Below are 16,748 nucleotides of genomic sequence, written 5' to 3' on the forward strand. Positions count from 1 at the left end.
CATGTCCGAACCGACGACTCCGATCCCACCCGAAGCCCCCGCCGTCGTCCGCCGCCCGGCCGCGTCGCGTTTCGTACCGCGCGGCAACACCCCACCCCCGGAGGCCCCGCTGGTGCAGCGCAACGTGTTGCGGCCCGGCCGCGACAAGGGCAAGGCCCTCACCGGCCGGGAACGGCTCATAGCCGGCGATCTGCCCGAGTGGGAGCCGCTGCCACCCGGTGAGCTGTTCGTCAAACGGGGATCGGCATGATCCCTGGACGCTCCGACTACGAAACCTGGGTGCTGACCCTGAGGGACTGGCGCACCAATCCGCAACAGGACCTGACCGGGCTGCCCGCCTTGGCCGAGGAGGACCTGTCCCCCGAGGCCTTCTCCAGGCTGGTCGACCACATCACCGAGGCCATCCAGGCGGTCACCGACGCCTGGCAGGAGAACCTGAGCAGGACGACGCAGGAAGCGCGGACGGATTTCGAGCTGGCCCGGGCGCTGGCGGGATCCCGGCGATACCTGCGCCGGCGCGTCGAACTGGCCCGGCATCCGGGACTCCCGGAGGCGCTCCGCAAGGTCCTGGACGACGGGTGCACCCGTGATGTCACCCGCATGCAAGGGGAACTCGAACAGCAGATGCGCGACATGGCGGCCCAGGAGCCGGGGCAGGCCACGTTCTGGGGGGCACGGCTGCTGGTGGTGAAACAGAACCCGATCACCGCCGTGCTCGCCGCCGACCCGCCGCCCGCCGCACCCCCGCCGGCACCTCCCGCCCATCACGCCAGTCCCGCGAACCGCTGGTCGCATCGCCGCATCCTCTGAAAGGAACCATGCCCAACTTCTTGGAAACCCAGAACCTCGTGCAGCGCTACCTGAGCGCCCGGGTGCCGTTGATCGTGATCCAGTCGATAGAACCCACGCGGGTGATGTCGCTGATCACCGAGTGCGCCAACCACATGCGCGCCCTGACGTTCTTCGAACACTCGCTGAGCGACGGCATCAGGGAGCTGCTGACCCGGCAGCTTCACAGCGAGGACACGTCGCTGGCGCTGGCAATGGAGCAGGCGCGTTCCACGTTCAAGTCGCGCGCCAACGCGAACTTCATCTTCACCGATGTGGAGGACCTGGACCAGGAGAGCTCCATGTCACGCTACTTCGCGGAACTGGTGCGGCTGGCCGAGTCGCGGCAGGGCACCATCATCCTGATCTCCTCGTCCCCGGTGTGGACGGGGCTGTCCCGGCTGGGCATGAGCGTCGCCCTGGAGCTGCCGAACAAGGACGAGATGCGCCTGGTGGTGGCGGGAATGATCGACGACCACCGGCAGGTGGTGCAGATCGAGTGGGGGGACACGGAGGTCACGCGCGCCGCCGAGATCCTCGCAGGTATCACGGAGATGGAGGCCATCAACGTGGTGGCGAGCCTCGTCGCCAAAGGGGTGGTGCGGAACGAGGACCTCTCGGAGCTCAGCTTCTTCAAGGACCGGATCTTCGGGGACCTGAGCGGCATCGAACGCATCCCCCTGCGGGAGGACTTCACCGTCGGCGGGCTGGGGAACCTGAAGGACTGGCTGCGGCCGCGGGAACAGCTGATGAAGGCCGACCTGACGGACACCCCGCTGCACCCGCCGAAAGGGGTGCTGCTGGTGGGGGTGCCGGGGTGCGGCAAGTCGCTGTCGGCGAAGGCCATCGCCTCGCAGTGGGGGCTGCCGCTGTACCGCCTGGACATGGCCTCCGTGCTGGGCATGTACGTGGGACAGTCGGAGGGGAGACTGCGGGAGGCCCTCGCGACCGCAGAGCGCGTCGCACCGTGCGTGCTGTGGATCGACGAGATCGAGAAGGGCCTGGCGCAGGGATCCGACGGCGGCACCACCCGTCGCCTGATCGGGCAGTTCCTGTTCTGGATGCAGGAGTTGACGGCGAAGGTGTTCATGGTGGCCACCGCCAACGACGTGTCGACCCTGCCGCCGGAGCTGCTGCGGAAGGGACGCTTCGACGAGCTGTTCTTCGTCGACCTGCCGGAGGCGCCGGACAGGGAGGAGATCATCGGCCTGTACTTCCGCAAATACCTCGGGGCGGAGCCGTCACAGGAACTGCTTACCGACCTGGTGACCCTGACGGACGGGTTCTCGGGGTCGGACATCGACGCGGTGATCCACGACATCGCCACCAAGGTCTACGTCGACCGGATGCCCGGGCTGCCGCCGGAACCGGAGATCAAGAAATTCTTCACCAACGTGGTGCCGTTCTCCCAGACCAACCCGGAGGATCTCGCGGCGATCCGGTCCTGGGGCAGCACCCGATGCGTCCCTGCGGCACGCCACGTCGCCTCGAACGTCCCGGCGGCCCCGGCGGGTCGCAGGGTGGTGATCCTGTAGGGGATCCGGCGCAGGCACTGGTCGAACACCAGCCTTCCCGACGTCCGCCGGCCTTCCCGACGGGAACGCCTGCCTTGTGGACAAACGCCAGCGCTACAGCGCAGGCACACGACCGCAAGGCAAGCGAACCGCGGGGAGCAGCGGCGAGAACGCCCGGGCGATCGCGAAACGTCCCGGCCCGGGATGCCGGGATCGCCGGTCGGCAAGTATGTTGGCTACGACTCCAATCGTTCCGGGACAGCCCGGCACACGACCACGAAGGATCGCCATGAAACCCGACCCCGCCGCCCTCTTCAAGGTGCAGAACCTGCTGCTCAAGATCGACAGCAACCTGCAGAAGGCCGACGAGAACACCTTCACCCTGCGTTACGGGTCGGCGCGGGCCTTCATCTGGGTCAACACCGAGGACGACGCCTCGTTCGTCACCATCGAGATCCCGGTTCTGAGGGACCTCAGGCTCACCCCCGACCTGCTGAAGTTCGTCGCCTTCGACAACTCCTACGCGCTCGGACACCTGTACCTCGAAGACCTCAACGGCTCCCTGGTCATGGAGTTCCGGCACACCCTGATGGTGAAGAACCTGACCGCGGAAACGCTGACCTGGGCCGCCATCGGCATGCTCAAGTCCGCCGACAGCGACGGCCCCGCTCTCAAGAAACGCTTCGGCGGTCAACTCTCCCACGAGGGGTGACCTCTGCGCCCCGGTCGACCAGACTTAGCGGTGAAACGGACAGGAGCCAACCATGCCAGCACCGCTCGACCTGAAAGCAGTCCTCGAAGAGCTGGAACGCACCGCCCCCGGGGCATCCCGGGTCCTGCTGCTCGCGGCCGCGACGCCCGGGAGACGGGTGGTCTGGCCCTGGGTCGAGGGCCTCGTCCCCGACCTCACCGACGACGCCCGGGCCGCGGTCCGCCACCTCCTCGAGGTCCGGGGGCTCGTCCGGGACGGGGCCGATCCTCCCGGGGCGACGGGGACGCTCGGTCAGGAGGTCGCCGAGGCCGCCGCCCCGCTGCTGACCGACGAGGACGCGACGATCGACCGCTACGTCATCGACCGCGCCGAGCAGGTCGCGGAGGATCAGGCGGGTTTCCCCGAGCCGTGGGAGGTCGACGCGCTGCTGGGCGTCCTGTCCCGGCCGCTGGGTTCGAACCCCGGTTTGGTGACGCAGATTCCCCAGTTCCTCCGGAGCGTCGCGCTGGCCGCCCCCGAGGACACGCGGCTCAGGACCATCCTGCTGGACGCCTGCGTCAAGCTGGCAGGCACCGGCACCCGGGCCGAGGCCGAGGCCAACGCCAGGCTGGCCGACGCCCTCCACACCACCGACCCGCCCACGGCCCTGACCCACTACCGGCGCGCCCTGGAGATCACCCGGGACCTCGCGGGACAGCACCCCGACGACCCGCAGCTCAAGCGGGACACCTCCGTCGCCCTGAACGACATCAGCAGGATGCTGCGCGACACCGATCCCACCCAGGCGCTCGCCCACTACCGGGAGTCCCTGGAGATCACCGAGTTCCTGGCGGAGCACTATCGCGACGACAGCGGACGGATCCGCCTGGACCTGTGCATCGCGCTGCGCAACGTAGCGGAGATGCTGACCCCCATCGATCCGGAGCAGGCCTTGGCCCTGTACCGGCGCTCCCTGGACGTGAACACGGAACTCACCGACGCCTGGCCCCACAATCTCTCGCTCCGGCACGGCCTGGCCTCGTCCCTCAACGACATCGCGACCCTGCTGTCCGGAACCGATCCCGAGCAGGCCCTCGGGTACTACCAGCGCGCGCTGGGGATCCTGCGGGAACTCGCCGCGGCGCAGCCCGGGAATCTCCAGGCCGCACACGACCTGGCCGCCGCTCTAAGCAACGTCACGATCCTGCTGGAGCACACCGACCCCGAGCAGGCGCTGTCGCTGTCCAAGGAATGCCTCGGTCTGCGACGGGCAGCCGTGGCAGCCCATCCCGGGAACATCCGGGCCGCTCGCGACCTCGCCATCGCCCTCGTCCAGCTCGGCGGGATCACCGCCCTCAGCGACCCCGTCCGGGCCGCCGAGCACTACCTGGAGGCCCTGGCCATCCAGCAGAGCATCGCGGAGGCCCTCCCGGGCAGTCTCCGGGCGTTGTGGGACCTGGGCACCACGTCGGCGCGCCTGGGCGAGCTGATATCGCCCGAGCATCCCGAGCACCGGGCGATGTGGCGCAGGGCCGCCACCAGTTTCCGCGACGCCCTGGCCATCCAGCCGGGGCACCCGGGCCTGGCCCGCCTGTCCCACCTGTCGGCCCGCAGCTACGCGGACTGCGATCCGGTCGACCGCGACGACTGGCTCGCCCACGCCGCGGCCCTGGCGCAACGCTTCGGTTTCGAGGAATGACGAGGAATGACCCGGGACCCTGTTGACACGGCTCCTAGGATGAAGCCGTGGAATTCATTGGAAAATTCACGTATCTGACGAACACAATTCTCTGTGCCGTGCTGATCGGGTACCTGACCAGCTACGTCATCACGCTGGGCTCCTATTACACCTACATGCTGAGAAATGGCAGGGTGAAGGAGCTCCAGGCAAGCTATGCGCCGTTCCGCACCGACTCGAACACGAAGGCTCTCTACCGAATCTGTTTCGCACTCCAGATGGTGTTCGCCGCAGTCTCGCTGCTGCTGAACCACTCCACCCATCCGCTGCCCGCGCAGGTCTACGCGCTGGCCATCCTCCCGATCTTCCTGACGATACACGTCGTCACGGGATTCGGGAAGGTCGAGGAGAAAATGGCGAGCGGAAAAGAGTTGACGGAACCAGAAATCGACCTCTACACGAAACTCAACCTGCCGCTGCACCTGGTCTATGCCGCATTGTATTTGATCGGCGCCACCTGGCTGGTCGCTGCGCTTTTCTAAAGATCAGATGAAACGGGTGCCGACCAAGGGTCGGCACCCGTTTTCCACTGTTTCCCGTCCGTCGTCAGGCGGTCCGGGCCGGGATCCCGGTCCTCGGGAGCCCCGGTTTCATCTTGCCGCCGCGGGGGTCGCTGGGCGACGGTGTCGGCGTACCGGATGAGGTTGGGGTGGGCGACGACGGCGGGGCCGACGGTTCGCCGTCCTGCCAGGCCGCGTTGAACAGGGCGCCGCGGTCCACGGCCACCCCGGCCTGCTTTCCGAGGGCCTTCGCGACGTTCTCAGGCAGCGGCCGGCCCGAAGCGACCGCGGGACCGCCGGGCTTCGGGTGGAAGTCGGAGGTCTTCCACGCCGTCGGATCCGCCGCTTCCCTCACGAAGAGCGGGTTCTCCTCGCGGGTGCCGCGCAGGTCCAGGCCGTTGGCCTCACGATCGGAAACCTTCACGTGTTCGTTGTTGGTGAACTCGGAGAGGGTTTCCGCATTGACGGATTCTTTCAACCTGTCCGGTCCCCAGTTCCACATCACGGTGGTGTTCGGCACCTCCGGTTGCGCGGGTGCCCGGTAGTAGGCGTTGTGGTCGATGCCCGCGACCATTTCGTTGGCGTAGAAAGCGCCGGAACCGTCGTCGTTCTTGCCGCCCACGACCTGAAGCGTCGCCGAATAGCGCCACTTGTCGTCGGCCAGCGCGCTGGACTGCTCGGAGGAGAGGATGTTGTTGAACACCTCGGTGCCGGTGGTGTCCCACGACAATCCGTGTTCGATGCTCCATTTCTCCTCGGCCGCGCAGCTGCCGTCCTCCTTGCGGGCGTTGCAGCCCTTGGAGCGCGAGTCCTCCCGGATCGCGATGCTGGTCAGCGCGTGCGAGATGGTGTTGTTCCAGATCTGGGTGTTGTCCGATCCGGAGACGTGAATGCCGATGCCCGCGCCCTCGATGATGTTGGAGGCGATCATGTTCTTGGAGGAGACCTCGTTGAAGATCGCCACCGGCACGTTGACGAAGTAGTTGCCGATCACCTGGGAGTTTATGACCCCCTCGTCGAACCAGACCCCGGCCCGCTGGTCATTCTTGTAGGTGTCGGGCTTGGAGACGTCGGTGCCGGCGTTCGAGTAGTCGACGGTGTTGTAGGCGTAGCGGATACCCTCCGAGTGCGTGATCTTGGTGTCGCCGATGGTGCAGTAGGCGCCGCAGGAGGTGGTGTTGAAGCCCGCCGTGTTGTTCGACGTCCACCGGTTCTTCTCGACGTTGACGTTGCTGGACCGGTTGATCCCGAACCCGACGGCCCCGTTGTTCTCGATGGTGTTCCCGCTGATCGTGGCCTCCTTGGCGTCGGTGATGGCCAGGGCGGTGGCGGCCGATGCGTAGCGGAAGGCCGAGTTCTCGATCTTGAGTCCCTGGCCGCCGGCCAGCACCATGGCGCCGCCGCTCAGGGTGCCGATCTGGGGGTCCTTGTAGTCCCAGGCCTGCACGGGCGCGTACTTCTCGACCGTGAGGTTCTTGAGGCTGACCTTGTCCGTCGTGACGGTGAGGGCCCGCGAGTGCTGGACCACCTCCACCTTGTGTTCGGCGGGATTGACGCCGATGACGTAGGAGGTTCCGGTGTGTGGTTTGACGTTGTAGCCGGCCCGGTTGTTCTTTGGATCCTTCAGGGTCACGGGGTCGGGGTCGTCGACGAAGAAGGTGGACGCGGTAACCTCGGCCCTCGTCGCCACCTGGGTCAGGGGCTGGCCGTCGACGAAAACCTGTTCGGGATGGGCCGCCATGCCCTCGACGGACGGGTCGGCGTTGGTGGTGCAGACGTCGCAGAACCGCACCATGTCGTTGGCGGTGGCCCAGGTGCCGTTGCCGGCGTCCTTCCACGTGTCGGGGCTCTTCGCACCCGAGATCACGGGCTTGGCCCCGGAGGCGGCGGTGATGGTGACCGATTTGGTGACCATCAGCTCACCCTCCTGGTAGACGCCCTCGGCGAGTTCGATCGTGTCGCCGTCGGAGGCCTTCGTCAGGGCAGTTGAAATCGTTTTGTAAGGACTGGTGGCAGAGCCGTCCCCAGAGTCGGAGCCGCTGCTGACCGAGACGTGGATCACGGTCCCCCCGTCCGCTGCCGCCTCGTTCTGCAATGGCACCGCGGCCCCCAGGGCCAGGACGGACATCATCGCAAGTACTCGACGCATGTGGTCGCCTCTCGTCTTCGAGTGTTGGACTACCCCGACCCTATCCCCCTCCCAGGCCACGGGTCACCCCCCGGCGGGCCCTGCCCGTCGCCGAACGTGTCGTTTCAGGATCGCGGCGATCTTCTTACCGTCGCTGCGGTACTACCGGTAGAGTATAACGCAACTTGTTGCGATTAGAGCAACTTGCTTTTAGGCTCGTTCCCATGGGTGTTGAGGAACGGGTGCGACAGTTGATCAAGGAAGCAGGCCTGACCCAAATGGAGTTCGGGGCCCGCGTCGGCATTGAGAAGACCAAGCTGTCCAAATCCCTCGCGGGCAGTAGGAGGTTTACGTCCTTGGAGCTGGCGCTCGTGGCGGAGCAGGGCGGCGTCACCGTCGACTGGCTACTGACGGGCGCCGAGGCCGGTTTCGCCGCGGCTGCACGTACTGGGGCGGACGGGGTCAGCGCCGGTGCCGCGCTCAGCCGCGCCCGGGAGCTGACGAACCTGCGCGACGCCCTGGAGGGTTTCGGTTTCCCCCAACAGATCCGCTTCGAGGCCGGGGACCTGAAGGGCAACCGCTGGGTCCTACAGGGCATCGGACTGGCCAAGCGGCTGCGCCGCAGCTTCCGCTCCCCTGTGGAGCAGGCGGCCAACTTGGCGGCGCTGATCGAGACGGACCTCGGCGTCGACGTGGCCATCCAGCCCCTCGGACAGCTCGACGGGCTCGCGGCGGCAACCGGTTCGGCCCGGCTGATCCTGGCCGCCACCTCCACCGTCCCCGCCCGTCAGCGGTTCACCCTGGCCCACGAGCTGGGGCACCTGGCGGCCAGCGACGACCAGCAGCTCCACACCGACGAGAACGTCTACACCCGTGGCGGGGAGGGCGAGATGCGGGCCAACGCGTTCGCCGCGGAGTTGCTGATGCCGGAGGCAGCCCTGGCGGATCGCGTCCACCGGGGCTCGCTCTGGTTCGAGGAGCTCGTCTGGGAACTGCAGGTCTCGCCAACCGCGCTGGCCCACCGGCTGGGGAACCTGAAGCTGATCGACGGGACCGAACGGAACCGGTTGCTGGCGGTGGAGATGGATCGCGTCATAGAGACCTTGGGCAGGCAGCAGGACTACGCCGCCCGCGTGGCCGAGGCCTCCCAACCCCGCATCCCGGCCCTCCTGCTGCGCGACCTGCTGGCCGCCCACCGTAAGGGGCACATCACGCTGCGGCCCGTGGCGGCGCTGATGGGAATGTCCACCAACGATCTGCGGGCACAACTGGCCAAGAGCGAAGGCGAGTGATCCATGGCACCGGTGGCCTGTCCCGACACCACCCGCCGCTTAGGGGCAGACCAACGCGACGAGCCGGCATGCATCTTGATGCAGATGACAGACGTTATGATGCATCCATGCGCACCACGATCACGTTGGACGAAGGACTGCTGCGTCGCGCCAAGGAACGGGCAGCCTCCCAAGGGAAGACTCTGAGCGACGTGATCTCTGACAGTCTGCAGGTCCTGCTCGCAGAGCAACCACAGCCACGCCACAAAATCACACTGCCGACCTTCGGCGGTAGCGGCTTCCAACCGGGCGTCGACCTTGAGGACAAGGAAGCCCTCGCGGTCCTCCTTGAGGATGGCGACCGTGCTGCTTGCTGATGTCAATCTCTTCATCTACGCGCACCGGCCCGAATCCCCTCGATTCGACGAGCACAAAACATGGCTCACTGACGCTTTGTCGGGAGACGAACCCTTCGGGATCTCCGAGCAGATCCTGTCCGGTTTCCTCAGGATTGTCACGAACCACCGGGTCTTTCGTGACCCGACGCCTCCCGACGTGGCACTGGACTTCTGCCAGACGGTGCTGACAGCCCCATCGGCGGTCCGCATCCGCCCCGGAAGAGAGCACTGGCGGATCTTCGAGAACCTCTGCCGAGAACTCGGGGCCCGGGGCAATGTCATTCCCGACGCATTTCTGGCGGCCATGGCCATCGAGGTCGGCGCCACCTTCATCACCACGGACGCCGGATTTGCCCGTTTCCCCGGGCTCAGATGGCGTCGCCCCTTCGACACCAATCCCGGTCGCCGCTGAACCCACCCACGCTCCAGAACAGGACGGCCCAGCCCGGGACCCTCATCCGTCAGCGGACCCATTACTCGGGTGCAGCAGCCTCACTGGCACCTGCACTTGTTCTTCGGGATGTCGTGCAATCGCCTCGTTGCGCCACGGATCTTCGAGTCTCTGGTCAGCTTGTGCGTGAGGGCAGGTGCCACGGTCGCCGGGCTGCGGACATCGCACCTGCGAACCCGCAACGACGCGGCGGACGAGGATCTCCACCGCTCGTCCCGACCTGCCACGGTTCGGCGTTTTGACTGGTAGAAATCATGCGTTTTGACCAGTAGGAATCCTGCGTTTTGTATGGTAAGGCTTGTGAAGTACTTGCGCAGGGCCTTGGATGACCTCCTGGACAAGGTCTTCCCCGACGTGCCCGCCATCGCGATCGAGGGGGCCAAGGCAGTTGGCAAGACCGAGACCGCACGCCGTCGCGTGCAGCGTGTCCTTGAACTCGACGACCCACACACCCTGTCAGCACTGCGCGCCGACACGGATGCCCTGCTCGGCATCGACGAAGCGGTCCTCATCGACGAATGGCAGCATTATCCACCGGTGTGGGATCGCGTCCGTCGCGCGGTGGACCGTCGCCGCGACCTGGCCGTCCTGCTCACCGGCAGCGCCACCCCACGGCCGGGCACCACCAGCCATTCCGGCGCGGGACGCATCGCATCCCTCGTCATGCGACCGATGTCGCTCACCGAACGCGGTGTCGCCCCGGGCGGAATCGATGTCGCCAAGCTCCTGGAACGCGAAGCGACGATCGAGGGACACAGCCCGCTCAGACTGCCCGACTACGCCGAGGAAATATGCGCCTCCGGGCTGCCCGGCCTGCGCGGCATCCGTCCCGCCGCCCTGGGCCTCCAGCTCGACAGCTACCTCGCCCGCATCGTCGACCGCGACCTTCCCGAGGAGGGGGTGCTGGTCCGGCGCCCCCAGGCCTTGATGGCCTGGCTCACCGCCTACGCCGCCGCAACATCAACGCCGGCCTCCTACACGGCAATCCTGGGGGCGGCAACCGCCGGCGAGACCGACAAACCCAGCCGCGCCGCAACCCAGACCTACCGCGACCTCCTCGCCCGGATCTGGGTGCTCGACCCCGTCCCGGGCTGGACCACGTCGCTGGCCCCGCTGGCCAGGCTCAAAACCGGGCCAAAGCATCAGCTGCTCGACCCGGCGCTGGCGGCCCGTCTCCTCGACGTCACCCCCGCGAAACTGCTCAGCGGTGCCCCGGGCTCGGGGGAGATCCTGGGGCAGCTCTTCGAGGCCTTGGTCACCTTGTGCGTGAGGGCACGTGCCACGGCTACCGGGCTGCGAACATCGCACCTGCGAACCCGCAACGGGGACCACGAGATCGACCTCATCGTCGAGAACACCGCGGGCAGGGTGGTGGCCATCGAGGTCAAATTGACCCGCGACCCCGACGATGCCGATGTGCGGCACCTCCACTGGCTGGGCGATCGCATCGGCGGGCGCCTCGTCGACAAGGTGGTCGTCACCACCGGCGAATACGCCTACCGTCGCGACGACGGGGTCGCGGTCATTCCCCTCGGACTGCTGTCCTGAAGAGCGAGGAGCCGGCCTTCCCTCACTCCACATCGACACCCATAGCGTGCCGTCCCCGCGGTTCCGGTTCGGGGGAGGCGACGGTCAGGGCCGCGATGCCGGTCGTGATGGGGACGCTCAGCACCAGGCCGATGGCGCTGCCGAGGGTACGGACGATCTCGCCCGCGAACATTTCCGCGTTCAGCAGGGCGGTGGCGGGACGGTCGGTGAAGTAGAGCAGCAGCAGCACCGCCATGGAACCGCCCGCGTAGGCGAAGACGATGGTGTAGATGGTGGACGCGATGTGGTCGCGACCGATCCGCATGCCGGCCGCGAACAGTTTCCCGCGACTCATCTTCGGGGCCGCGGCACGCAGCTCCCACACCGCCGAGCTCTGCGTGATGGTCACGTCGTTGAGCACACCGAGCCCGCCGACGATGATGCCCACCATCAACAGCTCCCGGAAGTTCATCCCGGGCAGGAGCTGCGCCAGGTCGTACTCGTTCTCGTCGGCGAAACCCGACAACCGGGCGAACTCCGCGGACAGCGCTCCCAGCCCGACCGTGATCGCCAGCCCGAGCAGCGTGCCGGCGAGGGCCGTCGACGTCCGGATCGAGACACCGTGCGCCACGTAGAGCACCACGAACATGATCGCCGTGCCCCCGACCAGCGCCACGGCGATACCCGGTTTGCCGGTGATGAGCGCCGGCAGCATGAATCCGACGAGCACCGCCCCGGCGAACCCGAGCCCCAGCAGCGCGAACAATCCCTTCCAACGCGCCACCGCCAGCACCACGACGACGAACAGTGCGGCCAGCACCCCCAGCACCGGGAGGCGATTGGCCGATGAATAGGACCAAACGGGTTCGTCGCCGGCGTTGATGCGATTCACCTCCATCACGTCCCCGGGCTTCAACCCGGACTGCGCCTGCGGGCCGAGCAGTGCGATCTCCACCGATTTGCCCGCGTCCTCGCCGGTGTTGATGGTGACCGTCGCCGTCAGACATTTCGCCTGCCCCACCTGCTGAGTGTCGCAACCGTCCTTGATGTCGGTGATTGTGGCGCTCTCGTGGGTGAGGTTCTGGGCGTCGTAGATCTTGTTCACCTTCGACGACAGGTCCTGTCCCGATGGCCACAGCCAGATCAACCCGGCCACCGTTAGCACCCCGAGCACCGCCAGGAAACCGATCAGGACGTTGCGTGCCGTCCAGTTCACCCCGACGTGTTCCAGCCCCTCCGTTGAATGAGAATGCGAATGCCCTGCTCCCATGGGAAAACACGATACTCGGCGGGTCCGGCCCCACCTTGTTCCGAAACGAATCGCACGGGACAACGATCCCGGCGGGTAGCCTTGCGGCCATGCTAGAGAGCGTCTGCTACCGGCACCCCGACCAGACCACGGGGATCGTCTGCCAACGCTGCCACCGTCCCATCTGTCCGCGGTGCATGGTGGCGGGTTCCGTCGGATTCCAGTGCCCAGACTGCGTCGCCGCGGGTCGCAGGCAGACCCGTCAGGGGCAGCTGCCCTACGGCGGCGCCCGCAGCACCCGGCCCGCCCTGACGTCGCAGGTGCTGGTCGGGATCAATGCGGTGATCTGGCTGGCCATTCTGCTGACCGGAGGCGAGGAAAGCCCCCTGTTCAGGATGCTTGCGATCCAGGCCCAGGGATTCTGCGCGACGGAGCGTTACATCCTCGCGGTGGATTCCCCTGCCCAGTGCGCCGCCATCGGGGCGACGTGGACAGAGGGCGTCGCGTCCGGGGCCTGGTGGCAGGTGCTGACCAACGCCTTCACCCACCTCGACGTCATCCACATCGCCTTCAACATGGTGGCTCTCTACGTGCTCGGCCCGCAGCTCGAATCGGTGCTGGGACGCGCCCGGTTCCTGGCGCTCTACCTGGCTTCGGCGTTGACCGGGTCGGCGGCGGTGGTGTGGTTCTCCGCTCCCTACACCACGACCATGGGTGCCTCCGGGGCGATCTTCGGGATGATGGGGGCGGTGCTGCTGATCGCCTGGAAACACCACGGCGACGTGCGCACCATCCTCGTCTGGTTGGGCGTGAACGTGGCCATCACCTTCGTGGGATCCAGCTTCATTTCCTGGCAGGGGCACCTCGGCGGCCTGGTCGGCGGCCTGGCCGTCACCGCCGCCCTGATCTGGCTTCCCCGTGAGCAGCGGCGACTTTGGCAGTGGCCGCTGGTGGGTCTGGTCGCGGTGCTGGCCGTCGCCGCCATCGTGGCCCGGGCGTTGACCATCGCAGGCTGACCCTTCTCGAACGAAGCCGGTTGAGTCGGGTCGCGAGTCCCCTCTCAAAGCTGGTTGAGCCGGGTCGCGAGGAACGAGCGACCCGAGTCGAAACCACCCTGCAACCGGTAGCCAAAACCCGACCCCCGGTCCCCGGACACCTAGCTGAACATGGCTTTGATGATCGGCCCGGCCGTCCCGGAACCCGACTGGCCGTCCTGGACGAAGGCCGCCACCGCGTACTTGTCGTTCCAGGCGATCATCCAGGCGTGGGCGGTGTCGGCGGCGGCGTCGCCGAACTCGGCGGTACCGGTCTTGGCTCCGGTCATGACTCCCTGGAGGACATTGCCCGACCCCTCCGCGACGACGGCCTTCATCAGCGTCTGGAGCTGCGATGCCTCGTCGGGGCTGAGTGGCGTGGCCGTCGACTTCGCCTCGTGTCCCTTCACCAGCCACGGGATGCGCGTCTCACCGGAGGCGACGCTGGCCGAGACCGTCGCCATGCCCAGTGGCGACATCTCGATGCCGCCCTGCCCGATCATGCTGAGCGAGAGATCAAGCGGGGCGTTGGCGGACTGCACCTTCCCGAAGTTGGAGGCGAACCCGGCGTCGTAGTCGGTGCCCACCCCGAGGGTGGCGGCGGCCTGTTGCAGTTTCTCCTGCGAAACCTTGTCAGCGTTAGTCCCGAACGCGGTGTTGCAGGAGTTCGCGACCGCTTGGGTGAGGGTGATGTTGCCGGTCTTGTCGGCCGGGTAGCCGTCGTAGTTCTTCAGCGTGTGGTCGCCGATCTGCATGGTGGCGGGGCACTGCACCACCGAGTCGGCGCGCAGGCCGGAGCGCAGCAGCGCCAGCGACGAGACGATCTTGAACGTCGAGCCGGGCGCGTACTTCCCGAAGGTGGCGTAGGGGTATTCGCCCGCGCCCTTCGAGTTGGCGGCGGCCAGCACCCCACCGTCCTTGACGTCCAGCACCACCAGGGACGCGATCCCGGAACTGACGTGACTGTTCAGCACCGATTCCGCCTTCTCCTGCATGGCGCGGTCCAGCGAGAGCTGGATGGAGCTGCCGACGCTGGCCTCCTGGGAGAACAACGAGACGGGATCGACGTTCTGGCCTGAACGTCCCACCACGTCGATGTTGATCTTCGGCGCCCCACGCAGCTGCTCGTCGTAGCGCTGCTGGAGGCCGCTGATCCCGACCATGTCCGAGGTCATCAGGGCACCGCCCGACTTCTCCACCTGTTCCTTCGACGGGTTCCCGACCCTGCCGAGCAGCCCGACGGCGAACGTGTCCGACGGCGCGACGCTGGCGGTGGATTCCTTCACGAAGGCCCCGGGGATGCTGGAGACCGTGGAGGGAACCTGGTCCTGGGAGACGGTCTTGGCCACCACGAACTGTTTGGGGCCGCCCGCCAGGACCTTCTGGGTGTATTCGGCGGCGTCGACCCCGAGCAGCTGCGCCAGCTGCGTGGCGGCCGCCTGCCACGTGGACTCCTCGGACTTCGACTTGTCGATGCCGACCTGGTAGACGGTGCGTTCCTCGACGAGCGCCACCCCGTCGCGGTCGTTGATGGCGGCGCGTTTCGGCCAGCTGCGCTGGTGCCTGAGGCGGGTCGTGGCGGAGAGTTTCTCGTGCACCACCGTCGGCGACCACGTCACCTGCCAGCTGCCGTCTGCGTTCTCCAGGGGGACGGTGGTGGTGTACTTCCAACCTTCCTGGCCGACGGGGAAGGTGTAGTTGAGGTGCGCGGTGGCGGTTTTGCCGTCGGCTGCGTAGCGGATTCCCGCAGGTTCCACCGTCGGCGTGATGTCATCCATGCCCGCGAAGATGGTCTTCAGCTCAGTGGTGGCGTCGGCCGGCGGGGTGGACAGCGCCACGCCTGTGAGGTCCAGTTTCTGGATTCCCGCAGCGAGCCCCGCCACCACGTCGTCAGCGGCCGGCACCCCGTCGGGTGGGGTGTCGCGTTCCTGCCCGGAACCGCCGGGGGAGCACCCGGTGAACAGCAGCGCCGAGGCCGTCACGGCGGCCAACACAGCCCTCCGGGGGGTCTTCATGGTCACGTCGGCTCCCTTCCACAACTTCGCTGCCACGAGACTACCGGGGCCCACCATCACAACCGACGGGAGGTTCACGGCACGGAGTGGATGACGATTGTTGCCCCCGGCCTAGACGGGTACCCTTGATGAGGTCGCCCAGATCGCTTTCCCGGATCGACCCGCGACTGCCCTTCGAATCTCTATCGAGGAGTGAACCGGTTGTCCGTCCCTTTCTGGATCTGGGTCCTGACCCTGCTGCTCATAGCGGGCCTGCTTGCCTTCGATTTCTTCGCCCACGTCCGCAGGGCGCACGCCCCCACCCTCAAGGAAGCCACCGTCTGGTCCATCATCTACGTGGGTCTGGCCATCCTCTTCGGGGTCGCGGTGACCATCTTCGGCGGCGTCGAGATGGGCACCCAGTATTTCAACGGCTGGCTGCTGGAGAAGGCGCTTAGCGTCGACAACCTGTTCGTCTTCCTGGTGATCATGGGGTCCTTCGCCGTGCCCAGGCAGGATCAGCAGAAGGCGTTGCTGTTCGGGATCGTCTTCGCGCTGCTTACGAGGTCGGGGTTCATCGCGCTCGGCAAGGCGATGCTGGAGGCGTGGAGCTGGACCTTCTACATCTTCGGTCTGGTCCTGATGATCACGGCCGGGCGGATGCTGGCCCCGGAGGATGGGGAGTCCGGCGACGCCGACAACTTCGTCATCCGCATCGCGAAGAAGTATCTGCGCACCACCGACCACTACGACGGCGACAAACTGTTCACCATCGAGAACGGCCGCAAGGTGCTGACCCCGATGCTGCTGGTGATGATCGCCATCGGCGGCACCGACCTGTTGTTCGCGCTGGACTCCGTTCCCGCCGTCTACGGCGTCACCACCAACGTGTACCTGGTGTTCACGGCGACGGCTTTCTCGATGATGGGGTTGCGGCAACTGTACTTCCTGATCGACGACCTCCTGGACCGCCTGATCTACCTCAAGTACGGGCTCACCGCGGTGCTCGGGTTCATCGGCATCAAGCTGATCCTCCACGCCCTCAACGAGAACAACGTGCCGTTCATCAACGGCGGGAAACACGTCGACGTGTGGGACATCGGTGACATCGACTCGCTGATCGTGATCCTCACCATCCTGACGATCACCGTCGCGGTCTCCCTGCTCAGCCGGAAGGGTCTCGTCGCCAGCGCAATCCGCAGCCTGGACCGCCGGGCCCACTCCTACCTGCACACCGAGTACCACAACACCGAAGAGGAACGCGACGCCCTCTACCAGGAAATCGTCACCCGCGAGGCGGAACTGGAGAAGTACAACCCCAAGTACGTCGCTGACTACATGCACTCCAGCGGACTGGAGACGACCCTGGAGAAGGTTCACAAGATGCACGACGACCTGGCCTGATCCTCGCCTCGAACCGCACCG

At 66.7% G+C, this 16,748-nt stretch carries 15 protein-coding genes; 12 read left to right on the top strand and 3 right to left on the bottom strand.

Annotated elements, in window-relative coordinates:
• The first annotated feature begins 1 nt into the window (after position 1).
• The 6 genes from EL272_RS14895 (at position 2) to EL272_RS14920 (ending at position 5,253) form a co-directional block, all read left to right on the top strand.
• Positions 2-250, top strand: coding sequence for a hypothetical protein (locus tag EL272_RS14895; protein WP_014848038.1), 249 nt, complete (start codon positions 2-4; stop codon positions 248-250).
• Positions 247-810 (top strand): hypothetical protein, encoded by a 564-nt coding sequence (locus EL272_RS14900; protein WP_014848039.1) that lies wholly within the window; start codon positions 247-249, stop codon positions 808-810. Before EL272_RS14895 ends, EL272_RS14900 begins: the two co-directional genes overlap by 4 nt.
• Positions 811-818: 8 nt before the next feature.
• Positions 819-2,363 (top strand): AAA family ATPase, encoded by a 1,545-nt coding sequence (locus EL272_RS14905; protein WP_014848040.1) that lies wholly within the window; start codon positions 819-821, stop codon positions 2,361-2,363.
• Positions 2,364-2,631: 268 nt separating this feature from the next.
• A complete protein-coding gene (locus tag EL272_RS14910; RefSeq protein WP_061788092.1) occupies positions 2,632-3,054 on the top strand; it encodes a T3SS (YopN, CesT) and YbjN peptide-binding chaperone 1 in 423 nt (140 codons plus the stop codon).
• A gap of 52 nt (positions 3,055-3,106) precedes the next feature.
• The gene (locus EL272_RS14915; RefSeq protein WP_061788091.1) at positions 3,107-4,732 is read left to right on the top strand and encodes a tetratricopeptide repeat protein; all 1,626 of its coding nucleotides are present in this window, start codon (positions 3,107-3,109) and stop codon (positions 4,730-4,732) included.
• A gap of 47 nt (positions 4,733-4,779) precedes the next feature.
• Complete coding sequence (locus EL272_RS14920; protein WP_061788090.1) at positions 4,780-5,253, top strand: hypothetical protein; 474 nt, start codon at positions 4,780-4,782, stop codon at positions 5,251-5,253.
• A gap of 64 nt (positions 5,254-5,317) precedes the next feature.
• Here the strand turns inward: EL272_RS14920 and EL272_RS14925 are convergent, their stop codons facing one another.
• Complete coding sequence (locus EL272_RS14925) at positions 5,318-7,420, bottom strand: right-handed parallel beta-helix repeat-containing protein (RefSeq protein ID WP_061788089.1); 2,103 nt, start codon at positions 7,418-7,420, stop codon at positions 5,318-5,320.
• 203 nt (positions 7,421-7,623) lie between these two features.
• On the opposite strand from EL272_RS14925, the gene EL272_RS14930 reads away from it, so the two are divergent.
• The 4 genes from EL272_RS14930 to EL272_RS14945 all read left to right on the top strand — a co-directional run bounded on the left by EL272_RS14930 (position 7,624) and on the right by EL272_RS14945 (position 11,067).
• Positions 7,624-8,691 (top strand): helix-turn-helix domain-containing protein, encoded by a 1,068-nt coding sequence (locus EL272_RS14930; RefSeq protein WP_082793895.1) that lies wholly within the window; start codon positions 7,624-7,626, stop codon positions 8,689-8,691.
• A 107-nt stretch (positions 8,692-8,798) separates the two neighbouring features.
• Entirely contained in the window at positions 8,799-9,047 is a 249-nt protein-coding gene (locus EL272_RS14935; RefSeq protein WP_014848047.1) for a DUF2191 domain-containing protein, read from the top strand.
• Positions 9,025-9,480 carry a type II toxin-antitoxin system VapC family toxin gene (locus tag EL272_RS14940; RefSeq protein WP_390849956.1) on the top strand — a complete coding sequence of 152 codons (456 nt, stop codon included), beginning with the start codon at positions 9,025-9,027 and terminating at the stop codon, positions 9,478-9,480. Before EL272_RS14935 ends, EL272_RS14940 begins: the two co-directional genes overlap by 23 nt.
• Positions 9,481-9,807: 327 nt before the next feature.
• Positions 9,808-11,067 (top strand): ATP-binding protein, encoded by a 1,260-nt coding sequence (locus tag EL272_RS14945; protein ID WP_061788087.1) that lies wholly within the window; start codon positions 9,808-9,810, stop codon positions 11,065-11,067.
• Positions 11,068-11,089: 22 nt separating this feature from the next.
• Here EL272_RS14945 and EL272_RS14950 read toward each other — a convergent pair whose 3' ends face one another.
• On the bottom strand, positions 11,090-12,316 hold the full coding sequence (locus EL272_RS14950) for a YibE/F family protein (RefSeq protein WP_071162219.1): 1,227 nt from the start codon (positions 12,314-12,316) through the stop codon (positions 11,090-11,092).
• 89 nt (positions 12,317-12,405) lie between these two features.
• Here EL272_RS14950 and EL272_RS14955 point away from each other — a divergent pair, with 89 nt between their 5' ends.
• Positions 12,406-13,311, top strand: coding sequence for a rhomboid family intramembrane serine protease (locus EL272_RS14955; protein ID WP_073970092.1), 906 nt, complete (start codon positions 12,406-12,408; stop codon positions 13,309-13,311).
• A 140-nt stretch (positions 13,312-13,451) separates the two neighbouring features.
• On the opposite strand, the gene EL272_RS14960 is transcribed toward EL272_RS14955, so the two are convergent.
• Positions 13,452-15,344 (bottom strand): penicillin-binding transpeptidase domain-containing protein, encoded by a 1,893-nt coding sequence (locus tag EL272_RS14960; RefSeq protein ID WP_061788121.1) that lies wholly within the window; start codon positions 15,342-15,344, stop codon positions 13,452-13,454.
• Positions 15,345-15,536: 192 nt separating this feature from the next.
• Here EL272_RS14960 and EL272_RS14965 point away from each other — a divergent pair, with 192 nt between their 5' ends.
• Positions 15,537-16,727: a TerC family protein gene (locus EL272_RS14965; RefSeq protein ID WP_390849957.1), complete on the top strand. Its 1,191-nt coding sequence runs from the start codon at positions 15,537-15,539 to the stop codon at positions 16,725-16,727.
• Positions 16,728-16,748 lie beyond the last annotated feature (21 nt).

Source organism: Arachnia propionica, assembly GCF_900637725.1.
GTDB lineage: Bacteria > Actinomycetota > Actinomycetes > Propionibacteriales > Propionibacteriaceae > Arachnia > Arachnia propionica.

What these genes read in the sequence shown, in the direction of transcription:
- EL272_RS14950 (WP_071162219.1), bottom strand. Translation starts at nt 12,316, where the DNA reads ATGGGAGCAGGGCATTCGCATTCTCATTCAACGGAGGGGCTGGAACAC.
- EL272_RS14910 (WP_061788092.1), top strand. Translation starts at nt 2,632, where the DNA reads ATGAAACCCGACCCCGCCGCCCTCTTCAAGGTGCAGAACCTGCTGCTC.
- EL272_RS14930 (WP_082793895.1), top strand. Translation starts at nt 7,624, where the DNA reads ATGGGTGTTGAGGAACGGGTGCGACAGTTGATCAAGGAAGCAGGCCTG.
- EL272_RS14935 (WP_014848047.1), top strand. Translation starts at nt 8,799, where the DNA reads ATGCGCACCACGATCACGTTGGACGAAGGACTGCTGCGTCGCGCCAAG.
- EL272_RS14940 (WP_390849956.1), top strand. Translation starts at nt 9,025, where the DNA reads ATGGCGACCGTGCTGCTTGCTGATGTCAATCTCTTCATCTACGCGCAC.
- EL272_RS14915 (WP_061788091.1), top strand. Translation starts at nt 3,107, where the DNA reads ATGCCAGCACCGCTCGACCTGAAAGCAGTCCTCGAAGAGCTGGAACGC.
- EL272_RS14945 (WP_061788087.1), top strand. Translation starts at nt 9,808, where the DNA reads ATGGTAAGGCTTGTGAAGTACTTGCGCAGGGCCTTGGATGACCTCCTG.
- EL272_RS14960 (WP_061788121.1), bottom strand. Translation starts at nt 15,344, where the DNA reads ATGAAGACCCCCCGGAGGGCTGTGTTGGCCGCCGTGACGGCCTCGGCG.
- EL272_RS14925 (WP_061788089.1), bottom strand. Translation starts at nt 7,420, where the DNA reads ATGCGTCGAGTACTTGCGATGATGTCCGTCCTGGCCCTGGGGGCCGCG.
- EL272_RS14905 (WP_014848040.1), top strand. Translation starts at nt 819, where the DNA reads ATGCCCAACTTCTTGGAAACCCAGAACCTCGTGCAGCGCTACCTGAGC.
- EL272_RS14955 (WP_073970092.1), top strand. Translation starts at nt 12,406, where the DNA reads ATGCTAGAGAGCGTCTGCTACCGGCACCCCGACCAGACCACGGGGATC.
- EL272_RS14895 (WP_014848038.1), top strand. Translation starts at nt 2, where the DNA reads ATGTCCGAACCGACGACTCCGATCCCACCCGAAGCCCCCGCCGTCGTC.
- EL272_RS14900 (WP_014848039.1), top strand. Translation starts at nt 247, where the DNA reads ATGATCCCTGGACGCTCCGACTACGAAACCTGGGTGCTGACCCTGAGG.